This window comes from Halorhabdus sp. BNX81 (assembly GCF_029229925.1).
Lineage (GTDB): Archaea > Halobacteriota > Halobacteria > Halobacteriales > Haloarculaceae > Halorhabdus.
This window is the reverse complement of record NZ_CP107254.1, coordinates 39,552-58,926: the sequence shown is the minus strand read 5'-3', so window position 1 is coordinate 58,926 and position 19,375 is coordinate 39,552. Positions and strand designations below refer to the sequence as shown.

General features: G+C 61.4%; 14 protein-coding genes and 1 pseudogene. 8 read left to right on the top strand and 7 right to left on the bottom strand.

Annotated features, from left to right (window positions below; all coding sequences use genetic code 11):
• Window positions 1-2 precede the first annotated feature (2 nt).
• From nadA to nadC, 3 genes are read left to right on the top strand one after another with little or no spacing between them, the layout of a single operon-like run.
• Window positions 3-1,121, top strand: coding sequence for a quinolinate synthase NadA (gene nadA, locus HBNXHr_RS00235; protein WP_275882696.1), 1,119 nt, complete (start codon window positions 3-5; stop codon window positions 1,119-1,121).
• Between the two features lie 3 nt (window positions 1,122-1,124).
• Entirely contained in the window at window positions 1,125-2,702 is a 1,578-nt protein-coding gene (locus HBNXHr_RS00230) for an FAD-binding protein (RefSeq protein ID WP_275882695.1), read from the top strand.
• A complete protein-coding gene (gene nadC / locus HBNXHr_RS00225; protein ID WP_275882694.1) occupies window positions 2,699-3,526 on the top strand; it encodes a carboxylating nicotinate-nucleotide diphosphorylase in 828 nt (275 codons plus the stop codon). The genes HBNXHr_RS00230 and nadC overlap by 4 nt, the downstream gene beginning before the upstream one ends.
• On the opposite strand, the gene HBNXHr_RS00220 is transcribed toward nadC, so the two are convergent.
• Window positions 3,523-3,726 carry a hypothetical protein gene (locus tag HBNXHr_RS00220; RefSeq protein ID WP_275882693.1) on the bottom strand — a complete coding sequence of 68 codons (204 nt, stop codon included), beginning with the start codon at window positions 3,724-3,726 and terminating at the stop codon, window positions 3,523-3,525. The genes nadC and HBNXHr_RS00220 overlap by 4 nt on opposite strands.
• Before the next feature lie 248 nt (window positions 3,727-3,974).
• Between HBNXHr_RS00220 and HBNXHr_RS00215 the strand changes: the two genes are divergently transcribed.
• Window positions 3,975-4,898: a sulfite exporter TauE/SafE family protein gene (locus HBNXHr_RS00215; protein WP_275882692.1), complete on the top strand. Its 924-nt coding sequence runs from the start codon at window positions 3,975-3,977 to the stop codon at window positions 4,896-4,898.
• A gap of 30 nt (window positions 4,899-4,928) precedes the next feature.
• Here HBNXHr_RS00215 and HBNXHr_RS00210 read toward each other — a convergent pair whose 3' ends face one another.
• The 3 genes from HBNXHr_RS00210 to HBNXHr_RS00200 are packed head-to-tail and all read right to left on the bottom strand — an operon-like array spanning window position 4,929 to window position 13,344.
• Window positions 4,929-5,099: a hypothetical protein gene (locus HBNXHr_RS00210; protein WP_275882691.1), complete on the bottom strand. Its 171-nt coding sequence runs from the start codon at window positions 5,097-5,099 to the stop codon at window positions 4,929-4,931.
• The gene (locus tag HBNXHr_RS00205) at window positions 5,092-5,799 is read right to left on the bottom strand and encodes a hypothetical protein (RefSeq protein ID WP_275882690.1); all 708 of its coding nucleotides are present in this window, start codon (window positions 5,797-5,799) and stop codon (window positions 5,092-5,094) included. Before HBNXHr_RS00205 ends, HBNXHr_RS00210 begins: the two co-directional genes overlap by 8 nt.
• 45 nt (window positions 5,800-5,844) lie before the next feature.
• Window positions 5,845-13,344: a VWA domain-containing protein gene (locus tag HBNXHr_RS00200; protein ID WP_275882689.1), complete on the bottom strand. Its 7,500-nt coding sequence runs from the start codon at window positions 13,342-13,344 to the stop codon at window positions 5,845-5,847.
• A gap of 240 nt (window positions 13,345-13,584) precedes the next feature.
• Here HBNXHr_RS00200 and HBNXHr_RS00195 point away from each other — a divergent pair, with 240 nt between their 5' ends.
• Window positions 13,585-13,899: a YbjQ family protein gene (locus HBNXHr_RS00195; protein WP_275738384.1), complete on the top strand. Its 315-nt coding sequence runs from the start codon at window positions 13,585-13,587 to the stop codon at window positions 13,897-13,899.
• A 27-nt stretch (window positions 13,900-13,926) separates the two neighbouring features.
• Window positions 13,927-14,391: a hypothetical protein gene (locus tag HBNXHr_RS00190; RefSeq protein WP_275882688.1), complete on the top strand. Its 465-nt coding sequence runs from the start codon at window positions 13,927-13,929 to the stop codon at window positions 14,389-14,391.
• A gap of 29 nt (window positions 14,392-14,420) precedes the next feature.
• Here HBNXHr_RS00190 and HBNXHr_RS00185 read toward each other — a convergent pair whose 3' ends face one another.
• The gene (locus tag HBNXHr_RS00185) at window positions 14,421-15,227 is read right to left on the bottom strand and encodes a M48 family metalloprotease (protein WP_345893728.1); all 807 of its coding nucleotides are present in this window, start codon (window positions 15,225-15,227) and stop codon (window positions 14,421-14,423) included.
• A 309-nt stretch (window positions 15,228-15,536) separates the two neighbouring features.
• On the opposite strand from HBNXHr_RS00185, the pseudogene HBNXHr_RS00180 reads away from it, so the two are divergent.
• Both HBNXHr_RS00180 and HBNXHr_RS00175 read left to right on the top strand, forming a co-directional pair.
• A pseudogene (locus HBNXHr_RS00180) lies at window positions 15,537-15,760 on the top strand (IS1595 family transposase); the annotation flags it as partial.
• 339 nt (window positions 15,761-16,099) lie between these two features.
• Window positions 16,100-17,008, top strand: coding sequence for a PQQ-binding-like beta-propeller repeat protein (locus HBNXHr_RS00175; RefSeq protein WP_345893714.1), 909 nt, complete (start codon window positions 16,100-16,102; stop codon window positions 17,006-17,008).
• Window positions 17,009-17,017: 9 nt separating this feature from the next.
• Here HBNXHr_RS00175 and HBNXHr_RS00170 read toward each other — a convergent pair whose 3' ends face one another.
• Together HBNXHr_RS00170 and gpmI are read right to left on the bottom strand one after the other, a co-directional pair.
• Entirely contained in the window at window positions 17,018-17,566 is a 549-nt protein-coding gene (locus HBNXHr_RS00170; protein ID WP_275882685.1) for a hypothetical protein, read from the bottom strand.
• A gap of 64 nt (window positions 17,567-17,630) precedes the next feature.
• Window positions 17,631-19,148, bottom strand: coding sequence for a 2,3-bisphosphoglycerate-independent phosphoglycerate mutase (gene gpmI, locus HBNXHr_RS00165; protein WP_275882684.1), 1,518 nt, complete (start codon window positions 19,146-19,148; stop codon window positions 17,631-17,633).
• Between the last annotated feature and the right edge of the window lie 227 nt (window positions 19,149-19,375).

The following is a 19,375-nucleotide window of genomic DNA, read 5'->3' as shown; positions in this document are numbered from 1 at the left end:
ACATGCAAACGGCTGATCTGGACACGGATCTCAGCCTGTTCAAATACGACAATCTGTCACAGTTGCCCCCGGCCTACCGGGATCTCGACGCCGATCAACGTGAGCGCCGGATCGACACGGCACTCGAGGAACTCGACGACGACGTCGTCATTCTGGGCCACAACTACCAGCGGCGGGAGATCGTCGAACACGCCGACTTCATCGGCGACTCCTACCAGCTAAGCAAGGAGGCCGCCAACTCCGACGCCGAGTACGTCATCTTCGGCGGCGTGACCTTCATGGCCGAATCGGCCGATATCATCACCGACGACGACCAGCAGGTCATCCTCCCGAGTATGGAAGCGTCCTGTCCCATGGCCGGGATGGCGGAGGCGCTCCAGGTCGATTCGGCGTGGGCAAAGCTCACGGCGGCGACCGACGACGATGTGATCCCGATCTGCTATATGAACTCGTATGCGGACCTCAAAGCCTTCTGTGCCGAACACGGCGGGCTGGTCTGTACCTCCTCGAACGCCGCCGACGCCTTCGAGTGGGCCTTCGAGCGCGGTGACAAGGTGCTGTTCCTGCCCGACAAACACCTCGGAACCAACACCGCCTACGACCTCGGTCTCGAAGACGACACGCTCGTCTGGGACCCCTGGGCCGACGACACCGAGCCCGAGGCGATCCGGGCGAACGACGTCATCCTCTGGGAAGGGTACTGCCAGGTCCACGAGCGGTTCAGGGCCGACCACGTCGAGGCGGTTCGAGAGGACTATCCAGACGCGAACGTGATCGTCCACCCCGAGTGTCGCCGCGATGTCGTCGAGGCGGCCGATCGCGTCGGCTCGACGGCGGACATCACGCGAGCAGTCGAGAACGCGGATCCCGGCGAGACCTGGGCAATCGGGACCGAGATCCACCTCGCCAACCACCTCGATCGCTGGCATCCCGATGTCGAGGTCGTCCCGTTGTGTGGCGACGCCTGTATGGACTGCAACGCGATGCGCCAGATCGATCCCAATTACCTGCTGTGGGTGCTCGAAGAGCTCGTCGAGGGTCGCGAGCAGAACGTCATCAACGTCGACCCGGCGACGGCGGATCGCGCGGCAACCGCGCTCGATCGCATGCTCGAACTCTGAACTATGACTGAAGCAGAATCAACCGAGGTGCTGATCGTCGGCGGCGGCATTGCCGGCTGTGCGGCCGCACTTGCCGCGGCCCGCGAGGTCGAGCAAGGCGAGAGCTCGAACCGGGCGAGCGGTGAAACCGCGAGAAGTGATGCGGAAGTGATCCTCGCGACGAAAGCCCGCCGGCCCGAGGACGCCTCGACGTGGTGGGCCCAGGGCGGCATCGCCATCTCACGGGACGACCCCGAGCAGTTCAAGCAGGACATCATCGACGCATCCGCCGGCACCGCCGATCCCGAGGCAGCGGACGTCTTGGTCGAGAACGCCAACGAGGCCGTCCGGGATGTCCTCGTCGAGACGCTGTCGGTCCCGTTCGACGTGGCCGACAGTGACGGCGAGGACTTCGACTTCGGCCGGGAAGCCGCCCACGACGAGGACCGCATCCTGCACGTCGACGCCTCGACGGGTTCGTACGTCCTCGAACGCTTCCTCGCGTTCGTCGACGACCACCCGGACATCCAAGTGCTGGACGACACCGCCGCGCTGGACCTCATCACTCACGAGGGCGAGGTCCGCGGTGCGTACCTCGAATCCGACGGCGACATCTGGCCCACCTTCGCCGGCGCGACCGTGCTGGCGACCGGCGGCGTCGGCGACCTCTATCCCGACTCGACCAATCCCGCGGGATCGACCGGCGACGGGATCGCGATGGCAGCACTGGCCGGCGCAGACATCGACGACATGGAGTTCGTCCAGTTCCACCCGACGGCCCACGTCGACGACAGCGGGACGCTGCTCATCAGCGAGGCCGTCCGCGGCGAGGGCGCAACCCTCCGGAACGCCTACGGCGAACGGTTCATGCCCGCCTACGACGAGGACGCGGAACTCGCGCCGCGGGACGTGGTCTCGCGGGCGGTCAAGAACGAGCAGGGGGTGAGCGACGAGGTCTTCCTCGACGTTTCGGACATCGACTTCGAAGAGCGGTTCCCGGACCTCGTCGAGCAGTGCGAGCAGCGTGGGATCGACTGGGAATCGGGGATCCCCGTCAGGCCCGCCCAGCACTTCCTCTGTGGTGGAGTCTCTGTCGACGAGTGGGGCCGAACCTCCCTGGACCGGCTCTACGCCGTCGGCGAGTGTGCCCACACCGGCGTCCACGGGGCCAACCGTCTGGCGAGCACCAGCCTGCTTGAGGGGTTGGTCTGGGGACTCCGGGCCGGTGAGGATGCCCCTGGACGCGAACCCACGCCGATGGACGTCCCCGACCTGGACGACCGCGATCCGGCGCTCCCCGACTCCTTCGCCCGCGAGAAGTTCACGCGACTCCGTCGCGTGATGGGCGAGTACGTCGGCATCGAGCGGGATCCCGACGAATTGGAGCGAGCGCTCGGAGTCCTCCGGCGACTCAAGGGCGAGGTCGACGCCTACGTCCGGACGCGAACCTCCAGATCGCTGTACGAACTCCGGAACGCGAGCGTCGTCGCGCTGCTGATCGCCCGCGCTGCCGCCGCAAACGACGAGAGCGTCGGCACGCACAATCTCGTCTCCGACGACGAGACGACAACCGACGATGAGGCGACCGTCGAGACGCCATGATCACCGACGGACAGGTCGAGCAGTGGCTCCGCGAAGATCTGGGCCACCACGACGTGACCAACGACGTGCCGGGCAAGACCGACGGACGGCTGGTCGCCCGCGAGGGCGGCGTCATAGCCGGCCTGCAGGCGGCGACCGCGGTCTTCGAGTACCTCGGCGTCGACGCCGAACGGACCGTCGAAGCGGGCGACACCGTCGATCCCGGCGAGGTACTCCTCCACACGGAAGGGCCGGCCCGCGAGACCCTCCGCGGCGAGCGCGTGGCGATAAACCTCGCGGGACACGCCTCGGGAGTCGCCACGACGACCCGGGAGGCCGTTGGGGCGGCCCGGGAGGTCGATCCCGCGGTGACCGTCGCCTGCACCCGAAAGACCACGCCGGGTCTGCGCGGGATCGAGAAGCGGGCGGTCGCCGCAGCCGGCGGGGACACCCACCGCCTTGACCTCTCGCACATGGTCATGGTGAAGGACAACCACGTCGCCGAGATGGGGCTCGAACCCGCCATCGAACAGTTCCGCGAACGGGCGTCGTTCACCACGAAGATCGAAGTCGAGGTCGAGTCACCCGCCGACGCACCTACGGCGGCCGAGGCCGGAGCGGACATCATCCTGCTGGACAACATGTCGCCCGGAGAGTGTGCGCAAGCGGTCGAGCGACTGGACGAGGCCGGTCACGATGACGTACTCACGGAGGCCAGCGGCGGGATCACGATCGAGACGGTGCCCGCATACGCGAAGACTGGTGTCGACGTGATCTCGATGGGATCGCTGACCCATTCCGCGGACGCGCTGGATCTGTCGTTTCGGATGGCAACGACTGACTAGCCCTCAAGCAGGCCGAGTTCGTCGGCGATCAGGTCCGCGAGCTGGTCGGCCACGTCGGGATCGACCTGAGCGACTGACTCGCCGTCGTGCATCCGTTCGTTGTGTGCGTCGAGTTGGTCGGCGAGATCCGACAGCGGGATCTCGGCGGTGGTCTCACACTCGTCACAGACGATCGGGACAGCAGGCTCGTCGTCGGACATACCGGGGACTTCGACGGCCACCACCAAAACGCCCCCGCATCCGGCTGGCAGGGCCGTCCACCCCCGGCCGTTTTCGGCATATTTCTCCTGTTTCTATGATCGGGGTTGATCGAGCAATTAGTTGTATACGGGCCTGATAGGGGCAATTACCCCGGATTCCCGCAAATCCGGGTGACCGGTCTCTGGTGTCGGCCTTTCCGTCGTCTCAAGCCCCATCCGGCCGCGGGCAGTAACCGAAGTACTGACCGATGGGGACGAACGAGTCGCACGTCGATCCGGTAGCGTTTCTCGAACATCTCCGGGCCTTCCGGTACCGGGAGGTGACGATGGCGCTGGCGACGCTGTCGGTCATCGCCGGGTCGATCGTCTTCTTCCCGGGCGTCGAGGGGATGACCAGCGGGCTGCAGTCGGACGTCTCGGCGGAGATTCTGGCCCTCTTCGTCGGCGTCGCGATCCTCGCCGGCGCGATCAAGGGCATGATCGGCTTCGGCTACGCGCTGATCGCGACGCCCATCTTCGCGTCGGTGATCGACCCGACGCTCGCTGTCGTCGTCCTGGCGATCCCGCCGTGGATGCTCAACATGTTCCAGGTCGGCGAGACTGACACTGGCATGACCTTCATCCGCGAGGAGTGGGTCCTGCTCGTGCTGGCAATCGTCGGTGCAGTCGTCGGGGTGGCCGTCCTCGATGCGGTCGAGACCGGCCCGCTCGTGCCGTTCCTGATCGGCGTGATCGTCTTCGGGTACGTGCTCTTCCAGCTCGGCCAGGGATTCGTGACCGTCGAGAAGGCACACCATCCCGTGGCGATGAGCGTCGCCGGCGCGCTGGAAGGGTTCCTGCTGGCGGTGGCAAATCTCGGCCCGCTGCTGCCTGCCTACTTCCACACCTTCGAGCGCGACACGGAGCGCTACATCGGTGGGCTCTCGATGGTGCTGGGTGCGATCTTCACCGTCCGGATCCTCCAGATGGCGCTGTTCACGGACCTGATGACGGCCTACCGGCTGTGGCTGGGCTCGGTCATCGCCGTCGTGACGCTCGTCGGGTTGTTCGTCGGGACCTATCTCCGGCGGCTGGAGATCGACGAGCGGCGGTTCAACTTGTTCGTGATCGCGCTGCTGTTCGTGATCTCGCTGAACATCTTCAGGCAGACGATCCCGGCACTATTCTTATAAGCGAAGGGTAAATATTCCTGTAGATCCGAGTCAACCGATCGGATCGATCGCGTCGTCGTCAACTGCGCGGGCGATACTCGTCCGGAACTCGTCGTCCACCCCATCGTTGGCTATGACCTTCCAGGCCGGCCCGTCGCTCTTTGCCATCACTTCAACCGCGTCGTCACCGGTCGCTTCGAGGACAGTCGAGTGGTCAGTCACGCGGAATACCGAGATGGTCACGGAGCTCTTGCTTGTCTTCAGGACGGTATTTGAGTCCGTCACCGGATGCGACGAGGCGCATACTTCCATCAGAGAGCGTATCAACACGCCAAACGGGTGCGGATTGCAAGCGCTCTCGCCCGATATCCTCGCAAATCGGCGGTGAGAGTATCATCAGCCAATAAACATCCGGGAGTTCTGGTTTCTCGAGGTGCTGTTTTGTCACTGTCGTCTCGTGTTCGTGTTGATACGGGAGTTGCGAGAACGCGAACGGTGATGGAAAGTGTTTGTAGACGTGCGTGACCGACTCAATGACCTCATTCAGGACGGCTGTCCCATCTTCGTCCGGGGACAGGACATCTCGAAAATGGACTCGATACCAAAAAAGCCCGATACCTTCAATCTCTGGCAGACCCCAATCGTAAAATGATCTATTTCTGAGAAGGAAATCAGTGTGTTCGGTATAGATATTCAAGTACCCATCGGAGCTTGAAATGAATTTATCGAGAGCACGTTCAGTTGGATACCGCTGTGGATCGGATATTTTGTCGTGATACGAACACTCGTCTATTCCTCCATCGAAAGAAGTTGACCAGATGCCATCAAATCCACACTCAAGCGCTTCACGAATAGCTTCTGCTGGAACTCTATCTGAATAGGGAATGATGAATTTATATAGATCTGGGTCAATAACTGGCATTATTTAAATTGGTCGTGTTTTTGTAAGTTCTCTATGTAGATATCCTCAGGCAAGAGTATTTCTGATTGATTCCGTCAATTGAATCGCGTGACTGGTTATCAAATCGGTCCTAATTGTTCCGCCAAGTGCATTACCTTCAAATACTCTGATGTTATTGCTATTTATGAATGATTCCATCTCATCAGTGATTTCGCCGCTGACTTTGACGTAGTGGTTCCCGGAGAGGCTATTCTCCCCACGATATTTGAGCTGTCTTTCGAGTTGAGTCTTGTAATCCGTTGTCAAATCTCCGTTCTTGACTTCGATGGTCGATCCACTTTTCATCTGGACATCTATCTCCGTTGAACCGTCAGCCGTCTTCACGTCTTTACCCACTTCCAACACGTCGTCACCTTGCCGCTGGAGTGTCGCAGCGACATCCGCTTCGTAGGCGAGGTTCTTGAAATTATCAATCGTTCCCTCTGTCGAGAGTCGTGTCGCAAGGCCGTCCAGCCCATCCACGTCGGCGCGCTGCAACGTATCGAGGTCATCAACCAGCCGTTCGATTCGGCTCATGTCAACGCCCTGGTTGGAGGCGTGTCCAAAAGCATCCGCTAGGTCCTCCGAGTTGACCCCGTCGATGTCGTCACCGATTCTGTGTAACCGCACGAATGGACCCGGACCACCCTCAGCCATCGCTCGGCCAGCACTCTCACCGCCTTCGGCGAGAATCGATCCGACCGCTCGCTGTTCGTCCGGTGAGAGTCGCTGTAGCTGTTTCCGATCAAGCATCTCGACGAGCTGGGCTTGCCTGATTTTCTGGCCGGCCGTCTTGGCTCCGGCAAGCAATCGATGGGCACCATCTGACGCCAGTCCTTTCGACGCTGCCAGCCCTCGTGACAACTGGTTGCTCGTATACCGAACCGGAGCATACGCCGTGTCGGCAGCTTTCGCCGTGTACTTGGCGGCCGTCCGAAGATGCCCCGTCTTATCGAGCGTCTTGACCGTTTTCTGGAGCGTATTAGAGCTCTTGGCGGCTCTTCCAAGTTCGCCGGCAGGGAGGGCCGATTCCAGCACCATGTACCCGATGTAGCCCTCGTACCAGCCCATTCGATACGCTGCGTAGGCACCAGTACCGTCTTTGTAGGGATTGTTCCGATCCTGCTGGGCGTCGATCGACGCTGGAAGTTGTCGGATGATCTCGTCCAGATTGTCGAGTTGGGCGATGACATCGCCGATCGCACTGACGTAGCCGACCGGATCACTGAGGAACCCTCTTATCATCTCGGCAGTCTCGACAGCGCCTGTCGAGAAGCCGGATAGCGTGCCGAGAGATTTAATCTGCTCTCGACCGATAACGCCCTCCTCGGCGAGTTTTGAGGCGACTTCGCCGAAGATATCGTGTCGTTGAATGGCAAGCGAGCGGCCGGTGTTTCCGTTCACGTCCGAAACGGCAACCGTAACCGACGTTCCTGAGTAGGTGTCAGTGACCGTATCGAAGAAGCCAGTCGTGAACTCGCTGTTAGCATAATCGCTCTGTCCCTCGAGGGAGTGACGTTTCTGTTCTTCCCCAGCAAGCAACACTCTGCCAGTCCCCAGGCCTGCCGGGTCTTCGGCCCTGAACTGAAGATCGTAATGGGTGTCGAAACTAAAGGCCGGTTTGTTCCACCACGAATACGGAACTTCGATTTCCGGTGGTCTCGCGTCGTATAGTGTCGGATCTGCACTGACTCCGACTGCCCGGTGATCTTCGATTCCGTCACCGGTTGTGTCCGTCGATCGCGGATCAGTGCCTAGCCGTCGTTCTTCCAGATCTGTCAGCCCATTATTGCTCGTGTCTTTGACGAGCGGATCCGACGAAACGTTCTCAATCCTGTAATAATCCTCGAGGTTCGTGAGTTCCGAACCACTATCGACATCTGAGAGGGTTTCAAAGAGTTGAATCGTTTGCTCTCTGGAATCGGTAACGTGGATTTTCCATCCCTCGCGCTCTTCGAAGTCCGTCAACCCGTCGCCGTCTGTATCGGCCTTTGTCGGATCACTGTTAAGTTTCCGATATTCGACGTGAACCTCTTTCGTCGTTCCATAACTGACGTGTCCTCCGCCCGCAGGGACGGTAGAGACCGTCACGTTCTCCGAGATGAGAGAGCCGACTTCCGTCCCGTCTCCGACCCCATCATCGTCCGTATCCGGTTTGGTCGGATTGGTCTCGACCGTTTGATACTCGCCGTGGGCGTGGCCGATCGGAATCCCCTCCGTCTCGGCCACGTCCGGCAGGCCATCGCCGTCAGTGTCCGTCGGGAGTTCACCGGCGACACGCGAGAAGACGTTCGGCAGATCCGCGGCGCTATCCACGTAGTGGTACGTTCCATTGGTTATGTCTGCGATATCGGAGAGTTTGTTTCCGTTAGCGCCGCCAAATCCGATCGTATGGAGGGTGATGTTCCGGTCGGCGGCCGTTTGAGCCTCGGATCGACCGCCTGATCCCCGACCGTCCGTCAGAAGGATCGCGACTTGGGCCCGTGAGTCATTGCCCGCTGAGGCGAAGTGCTGGTTCGCCTGGGAAATGCCGTTCCCGATGGTCGTGCCACCAAGGGCGTCAAGGCTCCGAATGCTCGAGTTGACCGTGCTGAAGTTCGTCGTGAGTCCCTGGGCAACCTCTGCATTGTGATCGAAATCCACAACACCGGCGCGGTCCCCCTCGATAAGTCCGCCGACGAACTCGGTTGCGGCCTGCTTGCGGAAGTTGTTGGGGTCGTTTCTACCCATCGATCCCGAGGAGTCGATGATGAACATGACGTCCACCGGCTGGGCAGCGCCGGCGTCACCGCGTTCCGGTACTTCGTGTGCGGTGACGTCCGCGACCCAGTTGGAAATGGAGAAGACGGCGAACGTCGAGAAGTGTTCGGTTTCGGCGCTGATGGTGTTGTTCTCGGGATCGAGCGTCGAGTTCAACGGAACGTACAGTTGCTTTTCGGGATCGTACGTGACCACCATGAGGTCCGACTCGTTTTCGGCCGGCCCGAGCGAGTCGTTGTACGAGAACGTGACGTTCGCCGACTCGAACTCCCGGGCGGACTCAATTTCGACGATATCGGAGACGCTCATGTTCCCGATCCGATCGCCCTGTGCGAAGTTGGCCGTCTGATTCTCGATGGTTACCCCCTTCGCGAGGTTTCCCTGACCAGTTAGCTCGACCGCGACATCCAGGCGCTCGTTTGCGGCCGTCGTCGAGAACGTCTCGTTGCCGTCCAGGGTTCCGTCGTCGTCCGTGTCAGGGTTGTCAAACTCCGTCGGCAGGTCGAGTTCGTCCGCGTCCGAGAGGCCGTCACTATCGGTATCAGCGTCAGTGGGATCGCTCCCGTGGGTGACAATTTCTTCGCGATCAGAGAGCCCGTCCTGGTCGGTATCGGCCATCATCGGGGAGGTTCCGTTCTCGATTTCCGCAGCGATCGAGAGCCCGTCGTCATCGATGTCCTCGTTCGGATCTGAGACGGCATCCCAATCGGTGTCGGACAGAATGGGATTGGTCCACGGATAGCGCCGCTCCTCGATGTCGGTGAGCCCGTCGTCGTCCGTGTCGACGCTCGTCGGGTCGCTGACCGCCCGGACGATCTCCATCGACTGGCCGAGGGCCGAGCCGTTCGCCGGCAGGAAATAGACCTCCCGGTGATCGGGGACGCCGTCGCCGTCAGTATCGTTCCTTGTTGGGTCCAGCGAGAATTCCGTCCCCTGACCGATCGGCAGTGCGAACGATGCTCGCTCGATGTAGTTGGGTAGCCTATCCCCGTCGTCGTGTCTGAGCAGGCGAACGGCCGTCAGTTCCGCTTGGGCGTCCCCCGAACCACGGACGCTCAGCGTGAGTTCCTCGCCGGCGAATTCCGTCACGGGGAGTCGCACGGTCGTCCAGGTGCTTTGATTGAACGGCACCCGACGGGTTCGGTCGTCGTTGTATGCATGAAGCGTCCCGGATGCGTTTTCGGCTCCGGATACGCGAACTGCGGCGGCGATCTCAGTTCGGTTGTCCGCCGGCACGTCGATCGACCAGATCGGCGTCGTCTCCCCCTCGGGGTTGGTCGCCGGCGCGACGCCGGTGGTCTCCGCGAGCCCAGTGACACCGGCATCGGTCTCGTGTTGCCACCTGAGTGTCCCATTGGGCGAAATCGCCGTAACCGTCCCTTTCGGCTCAGTGAAGTCGGAATCGTTCCCAACCAACACACGCTCAGTGACCGTATACTCCTCGCCATCGCCGAAGGAATCGACGATCGTCACGCTGACCTCGTATTCGCCCGGTTCGGCGTAGGCGTGAGACACGTCCGCCCCAGCCGCGGTCTCGGTAGTGCCGTCACCGAATTCCCACTGTGTCTCCGCGATCGATCCTGTCCGTCCGGACTCGTTGGTCATCGCGGTGAGCGAAATCGCCTCGCCGATCCGGGCGGTCGAGGGCTGTACCGAGACCTGCGGATTGACCACCTGGATCGTAACCGGATCAGTCCGTGCCGTCAGATTGGTGTCCTTGGCATGGGCGACTACGTCGTAGGTCCCCACCGGGATACTCGCCAGCCGGAACGTCAACGCACCACCCGGATGTGACACCGTCGCGTTGTGGACGGACTCGCCATCCATGGTGCGAACGTCGACCGTCACGTTGCGCTGGGCGTTGGTTTCGATTTCCAAGACGAGTGGTTCGCTCCGGGTGAACTCGTTAGGCTGAGCGCTGACGTTCAGCGTGGGATCGCTGGCCGCCTCGATGGTGATCCGGTCCGTCCTGGCAGTCAGGTTGCCCTGCTGGGTTGTGAGCGTCGCAACGTACTCACCGGCACCCAGGCCTGGAATCGTGAGCCTGGTGGTCTGTTCGCTCACGCTCACGGACGTATTCACGAGCGTCTGGCCGCGACCGGTTTCGACCTGCAGCTGACCTGCAGTCGGCGCGTCGGCGCTGAACGCCACTGTCAGGTTCTCCTCGGTGGTGAAGTCCGTCTGGAGCGCACGAAGCGATAGCGCCGTCGGCACAGGACCGTCCGGCTGACTGACGGTGATCGGCTCGGTCGTGGCACGGCCGTCGCCGTCGATTGCCTCGAGGACAGTCACGTACTCGCCAGCGGTCACGTCCTGGATCGAGAGGCGCGTCGGCTGGTCGCTGGCAGTCACCGCCTGCTGAAGCACCGTCTGGCCGTCGGTCGTTTGAACGGTGAGACGCGCCTCAGTCTGCTGACTGGCGGCGTATTCTACCACGAGCGCCTCCTCAGTCGTAATGGAGCGGTTGATGGCCTGCACCGAGAGGTCAGTGGAGCCCCCGTCCTCGGCACTGGAAACCGAAATTTGTGCCGTCGAATCGCTCAGACTGGCCGATGTCGCTTCGATCGTCGCGACGTACGTCCCGGCACTCAGATTCGGCACGGACAGCTGGCTTGTCTGTGTCGTCGCTGTCACGGACCGCTTGAGAAGTGTCCTGCCGTCAGTGGTGTTGAGACGAAGCGTCGCGGCCGTCTGCTGGTCGGCAGCGAATTGCAGGACGAGTTGCTCGTCGGTCGTGATGTTACGATCGGCCGCTTGTATCGAGATGTCGGTCGGACCGGTCGCTGCGGAATCAGCGACCGTGATCGTCTCCGTCGAGTCGTTCAACGCGCTCCCGTCGGCTTCGATCGTCGCGACGTATTCCCCGGTCGAGAACCCCGAAACCGAGAGTTGCTGGGTCTGCGTGGTGGCCATCACCGATTGCTGAAGCAGAACCTGTCCACTCGTCGTTGTGATTTCGATCGTCGCGGGCGTTTCGGCGTCTGCGGAGAACTGCAGTGTCAGGTCCTCCTCCGGCGTAATGCGGGTCTGTGTCGCCTGGATCGAGAGCGAACCCTGACTGTCTGCATCGTTGAGAGTGGATGCTGTCCCGATACTATCGTTCGCTTCTGACTGGGGGAACTCGCTGCGAGGATGTGAATTCTCACTGCCCCCAGCGCGGACCTGCGCCGGCGAGATCGACTCCACGGTGTCGGCCCCACCGGCGGTACTGTTCTGTGCCCCGTTTGGATCGTACACGGCACCGGTTTCCGATCCTACGTAGACCGTTCCGTTGGCCCCGACCGTCAGATCGCTAATCGTCGCTTGCGCGTGCAGCGGAAGTGTCCGTCGAGCGTCGATCGATCCCGTCGTAGGATCGAGTTGGAGTAAGATCGGTGGTGTGTCCGCACCGGTCGTGTTGGTCGCATACACCGTGCCGTTCGGGCCGACGGCGATGCTGGAGACGCCCCCGTCGATCGGCGTCGACCACTGCGTCGAACCGGTCTCGGTGTCGACGCTGCGAACGCCGGTCGAAGTGGCGACGAAAAGTCGGTCGCCTCGCTGCTGGAGGGCGTTGATGTAGCGTGGTGTAAGCGTCGTCTCCCAGCGGGTGAATCGGCTGTCGTTTTTCTCGTCCTGGGTTGGCTCGTCGAGTACCGTCCTGTTCAGCCGCACCAGTCGCGTCGGTTCGCGTCGGCTTTCGAAATAGAGTCCCGCATAGAGCCCACCACCAGCACCCTCCGTGACGGCATCGAGGTTATAATCGGACGCGTGCTTGCTGAAGTGGATCAGCGTCCAGGGCCGATAGCCGTCTTCGAGATCGGCCAGGGTGATGTTGCCCCCGCGGTCCCCGGTTGCCGCTGCGATGACGCTGCCGGGGAGTTCGGTCGTGAGGGCGTGAACCTTCCGCTGGAAGTCGACCTGCCCGCTCCGGGAGCCATCCACCCAGTCGAACTGTGAGACCAGCGCAGTATCGTTGGTTGCAGCGTAGATTGCCCCGTCCGGATCGGTCGCAATCGTCGTCTCGCCATCGCCGGCGACCGATCGGGCCCAGACCGTCTCTCCGCTATCGGTCGTTACTTTCCGGACTGTGCCGTTTTCGGTGCCGACGTAGATTCCCGCTGGGTCCTCGGGAGCGATCGTGTCAGGTCGCCGAACCCGGGTAGATTCGTTCCAGACCGTCTGGTTCAGAACGGTGAAATGGCCGAGCGAGGAGACGGTCGCGTTCGCACGGCGGTTCTGACCGTCGATCGCTGTTTCGACGGGGTGCCAGCCGCGGGCCATCCCGTTCGCATCCCAGCGATAGATCGCCAGGTGATCGAAGTCGGATCTGTTCACTGAATCGGACACCGGCAGCGAAACCGTCGGATTACCGGCCAGTCGGTACGGGGTCGAGATCCGGACGGTCGGACTGACACTGGGGAGAGAGTGATCGCCGTCGGCCGGGTAGGACGTAATTGTGACGTTCGCGCTGTCAAAATCGGACGCCGGAAACGACACGCGAACGCCAGCGTCACCGTGAACAACCTGTGTCGTATTTTGGTCGAACAACCCGTTGTACAAGGCCGTCGCTGCTCGCTCGAAAAAGCCGTTCGTGGCTACCTGTGTTTCCGGTGACTCACTCGCATCCGACTGTGTGCCAGTGGGGCCGCCGGGGGCCCGATAGTCGGCAGGAGACGATACATCGGCCGCGTTCGGTCCGTTAGCATTGAGCGCGCCGATCACCGGCGTTGTGACGAGTGAAAGAGTGACGAGGACGACGAGGATCCAATGGCAAGTCCGCTTCATAACTGTCAAGTTAAATTAACACTCTATAAATATGTTTTGATATACATTACCGAGGATTAAATATGCGGCCGTCCCGCATAATACCGCTTGCTGTGCTCGTCCAGTTACTGAAGGCCCATAGTGCCCGTCACGGAGCAACGAACGGATCATGAAGCGACCGACAGTGAACCGAGAGAGATCATACTTCAGCGCGCGAAGCCCAGACCCTGGTTTTAGTAGGAACTCGCGAGACGCTTCAGTATGGAGTTCGTTACAACCGAGACAGTCCCAGGCGAAGAGATCGACGACTCGCTCGGCATCGCCCGCGGCAACACAGTCAAGGCCCGCAACGTCGGCCGGGACATCACCCAATCTATCCGCAACATCACCGGCGGCGAGTTGAAAGCGTATTCGGAGTTGCTGACCGACGCCCGCGACGAGGCTTTAGAACGAATGGCAGAGGACGCCCGTTCGATGGGGGCCGACGCCGTCGTGAACGTCCGCCTGGAGAGTTCCGAGATCGCCAACGGCGGTTCGGAGGTCATCGCCTACGGGACGGCAGTCACGTTCGAGTAGCGGGGGCGTCAAGCCCGACCCAGAGCGATGGTCAATCGAACTGATCCGGGCAGCGTTGGCGTTGTTGCCGGCCGCGTCGTCGGCGCGCTGACAGTTGTCCTCACCGCCGTTGTCATGCTGACCCACGGCGAGGCGTTCTACCGGTCGGTGCGACTCCTGCTGGCCGGCCTGGAGAGTGACTTCGACGTGCCGGTCGAGTTGCTGTTCTGGGGGAATATCGCGCTCGTCGCGGCCGGCCGCTATGCGTTCTGTTACGTGCTCGGGTCGCTGATCGGCGTCGGCTACGACTGGCTCGACCGACCGGGGGTCGCGTTTCTCGCCATCGTCGTGGTCCTGATCGGGACGGTCGACGGCATCTACGGCGGCTTCAGTGCGGGAAACGTCCTCGTCGGGGCGGGCTACCTCCTCGCCTGGCTCGCGTACGTGCCCGTGTTCGCGTGGCTCCTCGAAGACGGCGAGCCAGCAAATAGCGGCCCGGTCAGGCTGGCGTGACCGACGACGGAACTCGGCAGCCTCGAAAATCAGGCCCGAAGCCGCCGAATGCGCTCCTCGGTCGGCGGGTGCGTCGAGAAGATCTTCGACAGCAGGCTACGTTCCTCGCCCTTGATACAGAGCGCGCTGGCCTGCTCGTCGATCTTGCTCCGGCTGTGATCGGCCGAGTTGATCTTTTCGAGTGCGCGTGCAAGGGGTTCGCCGCCAGTGATGTCAGAGGCGTCACTGTCGGCGACGTATTCCCGGTAGCGGGAGATCGCCATCACGAAGATCATCACGATGAACTGGACGATGTTCCCGACGACCATCGCCATGATGAAGTCGCCGAAGTCGTTGTCGCCCGCAAAGAGGACGGCGAACTGCGCGACCAGCGCGACGATCGAGGCGATGCCCTGGCCGACGACCATCATGATCACGTCGCGATTCCGGATGTGGGCGAGTTCGTGGGCGAGGACGCCCTCCAGCTCGTCGTGATCGAGCATGTGGATGAGCTCGGCGGAGACGACTACGACGCCGGCCTTCTTCCGCCCGACGGCGAAGGCGTTGGGGACGCCCATCTCGGCGACCATCACGCGGGGCTTGTCGATGCCCATTTCGTCGCTCATCCGCTCGATCGAACGGTGGATCTCCCGGAATCGGGGGTCGTCCTCGGGCATGTCTTCGGCCCCGACACTCCTGAGGGCGGCCCACTTGCCGATCTTGTACTGGACGCCGACGAAGCCGACGCTGCCCAGCAGGATTACTGCGAGGATGGTGGTCCCACCGCCGAAGGCGGCATACAGGGCGAGCGCCACCACGGCGTAAAAGCCGAACAGGATCGACCCGACGACGGCCATCCTGAACTTGAGGCCTGGATGTCTCATTGCCCTATGCTCGACGTTACTTGCAAATCAACGTTTTGGTGAGGTCGCCAGTAGCACATCCATATCAATAATATTTATTATATATTATTATCATCTGTATAAGTTGTAGGCCGAAGATTCTTTTGTAAAAACGGCATCTAATTAAGTATTTTAATTCGCATAATCCAATAATAAACCACAATATAGTGGTGAGGTGTGGAATATATTATCGGCCTACTATATTCCACCTAGCCTTCGTCATTTGCATGTCCTTGGACTGGATAATACCTTCACGAAAACGAGAAGGTCGTTCCACACTTGGAAACGTTTGTCACAGACGACGGTGTCCACGTCAATCAGGTTGAATGCCTGTGGTCACTGGTCACACCCTGATCACGGAAGTTTCGTGGCCTCTCAAAGCCATGGAGCAAGCTGTCCGAACGTGCGGCTTCGTACGGTCTCTCAACCTCGTCGGAGCAGCGCTTCACGGACCTCTTGATTACTTCGTCGTCAATGTGTTTCACTGAGTTATTCAACATCCAAACACGTTAAGTGTATTCCAAGCGACTAGTAACGCAATGAACAAGCTCTCCCGACGCACCGTTGTGGCTCTTTTCGGTGCGACTAGCATAGCCGGTTGTCTTGGCATCGGATCACCTCTTTCATCGAATTCCGGTCGAGAACCTCCCGACGGTATTCCGGTTGCGGGCTGTGACACGCCACCAAGTTGGCCGACAGCTACTGGGCCTGCAAAGCGTACTGGCCAGACTGATATTGCCCTTCGAGCCGAACCGAGAAGTAACGCACTCGGCGGTACAGACGACCGGGTTTTCGGGCAAACGTGGGTCGTTGCAAGCAACGATCACGTGTTCTGGTTGCAGGACAAGGAGACGACTATTCGTCGAACCCACACGGAGACAGGGAATACCGATACACTCTCCCTTGACCACGCTAGCCGGGTCAGTCCAACCCTGGCGTGTGGCCGCCTCGCGGTCCACACGTATGCTGGGGTCTCGTGGGTCGATGCTGAGACTCTGGAGGTGGTCGGGACGACTCCGACTGCGTCTCCCCATGTGAGTGCCCTCGCGGATGATCGACTCGTGTATGTCTCTGGCATCAACGATGGTCTTCAGGCCTACGGGGCCGATACTGGCGAACCAGAATGGCATCTGTCGATCGACCACTTTGTCACTGGTCTCAGCAGCGCGCAGCACACCGCATACGTCGTCGACGCGAGCGCTGACGGCGGCGAAGTACTGTCTGTGGATACACAGACCGGTGAGGTCCAGTGGCAGACCGATGTCGTCGGTGAATCGTACACGAATCCAGTCGTCGGTGCTGATGTCTACACTTTCGACAACGACGGAACCGTCCATGCTCTGGATACGGACAACGGCGAGCAGATGTGGGAGCTGACAACTGACACGACATCTCCCGAAACAACCCCAGCGTACCGCGACGGCACTGTCTACGTAGCAGACGACGCAAGCGGAACGGTCACAGCACTCGACGCCGAAACCGGCGAGAGACACTGGCAAACGGAGATTCCGAGAGGAGACACTGACGGCCGGCCGACGGGTACGCTTACCTCTCCAGTTTGCACGCCTGAGTTCGTTCTCGTTGGCGCGTCTCCTGGTGGTCTTGCTGTCTTGAGACGGGACACTGGTGAGCGACGATGGCAGAATGGCACGTATTCGTTTAGCTCGAATCTCGCTGTAACCGAGGATGCCGTTTACGCGGTTGCCAACGACGGAATTGTCAAACTCAAGCCGTAGTCCACACAGTCAGCGACCACCGGTTGAAGCGGTGTGTTTTCGACCGCTGTAAAAGAGTCCCAACAATCCGTCTCGGTCGAAAGCAAACCACGTGTCGTGATCATTTTGGCGGTGCACTCGGTCTGAAACTGGTTCCAACACGGAGGCGGTGGACTTCCCAGGCCTCGAAGCCCTCCTCCGGCAGTTCGTCCACGAACTTCCCGACCACGTTTCCCCCTGACCACGAACACGCTTCACATCACAGTCGAATCGACGGCGGCGTTCTTCGAGGCGACCCTCGAAGACGTTCGTCGGCTCGAAACTGACGAGGAACTGGACGAGAAGTACGTCCTCAGTCTCCCTGACGGGGAGGCGCTCAATCGGGCCCTCAGCGCGAAAAACCTCGAACTCGTCCGGGCAATCGCGACTCACGAACCCGAAAGCATCCGTGAACTCGCCCGGCTCGTCGACCGCGACATCAAAAACGTCTCGACCGCACTGAATCAGCTCGAAAATCTCGGTCTCGTCGAACTCAAAGAAGTCGGGCGCGCGAAGAAACCGACGGTGTGGTACGACCACGTCGAAATCGCCATTCAGATCGGGCCGGACGAGGCCGACGACCCCGACGCGGTTCCGGTCTGACTTACTCCAGCAGCGACTCGCCAGTCATCTCGGCGGGCTTTTCGACGTCGAGGAGTTCCAGCAGCGTCGGCGCGATGTCACACAGCGAGCCACCGGACCGCACGGAGCGCCCGCCGTCGTCGCCCTCGCTCGTCAGATAGACGATCGGGACATCGTTGAGCGTGTGGGCCGTATGCGGGTCCTCGACTGTCCCGAGGTCGTCGGCGTTACCGTGGTCGGCGGTGATGAGGACGTCCGCACCGGCTGCCTGGACCGCGTCGATCAACCGCCCAAGCTGTTCGTCGACGGCCTCGACGGCCGCGACCGCAGCGTCGAAGTCCCCGGTGTGGCCGACCATGTCGGGGTTGGCGTAGTTGAGCACCAGCAGGTCTGGATCGTCACTCTCGATGTACTGGATAGCGGTGTCGGTCACGCCCTCGGCGCTCATCTCGGGCTGTTCGTCGTAGGTCGGCACGTCGGGGCTCTCGACGATCTCCCGGAGTTCGCCGTCGAACTTGACCTCGCGACCGCCGTTGAGGAAGTAGGTGACGTGGGGGTACTTCTCGGACTCGGCCAGCCGGAGCTGCGTGCCACCGGCCGCCGAGACGACTTCACCCAGTGTGTTCGCGGGCTGGTTGGGTGGGTAGGCCACGGGGAGGTCGAACGTCTCGTCGTACTGCGTCATCGTCACGTAGTGGGTCTCCGGCGGCGAGGTGTCGAAGTCCCAATCCGGGTCGATGGAATTGAGCAGCCGGGTGAGCTGACGGGCCCGATCCGATCGGAAGTTGAAGAAGATGACGGCGTCGCCGTCTTCGAGTGCCGCGCCGCCCTCGATCAGCGTCGGCTCGATGAACTCGTCGGTGGTGTCCCGGTCGTAGGACTCCTCGGTGGCCGTCACCGGGTCTGGCGCTTCGAACTCGGCCTCGCGGTGGACGATCGCGTCGTAGGCTTTCTTCGTGCGCTCCCAGTTCTGGTCGCGGTCCATCGCGTGATACCGACCCGTCACGGTCGCGACGTCGCCGGTGCCTTCCTCGTCGATGACGCCCTGGAGCTCCCGGAGGTAGTCCGCGCCGCCGGTCGGCGAGGTGTCCCGACCGTCCATGAAGGCGTGGGTGACCGCCTCGACGTCGTTGTCGGCGGCCATCTCGATCAGCGCGTGGAGGTGGGTCTGCCGGGAGTGGACCCCGCCGTCGCTGACCAGACCCATGAAGTGGACCTGCCCGTCGTTGTCTTTGGCGTAGTCCATCGCGGCGAGGAGGTTCTCGTTCTCGAAGAACGTGCCGTCCTCGATATCGTCGGTGATGCGCGTCGTGTCCTGCTTGACCACGCGGCCGGCCCCGATGTTGAGGTGGCCGACCTCGCTGTTGCCCATCTGGCCCTCCGGCAGGCCGACGCGTCGGCCCGAGGCGTCCAGTCGGTTGTGTGCGCCCGCGTCCCAGTACGCGTCGAAGTTCGGCGTGTCCGCGGCTTTGACCGCGTCACGGGCGTCCTCGTCGTCGTTGAGTCCCCAGCCGTCGAGGATGATGAGTCCTGCCTGCATACCCGAACGTTCCACTCCGAGGGTAATACCTTTTGATATTTGCCGGTAAATCCGCCCGCATTCATACGCCCGTCTACCGATTCCCAATTATAATTGGAGGAATACATTTGGACGGCGGTCTGTCCTGGCGGAGACCACATCTCGGAGCGGGGCCCCAGGGCCCCGACCGGGTGATACCCACGGACCTCCCGGGGCCGGTGGGCCGTGGACACCCGATCGGAAGCAAT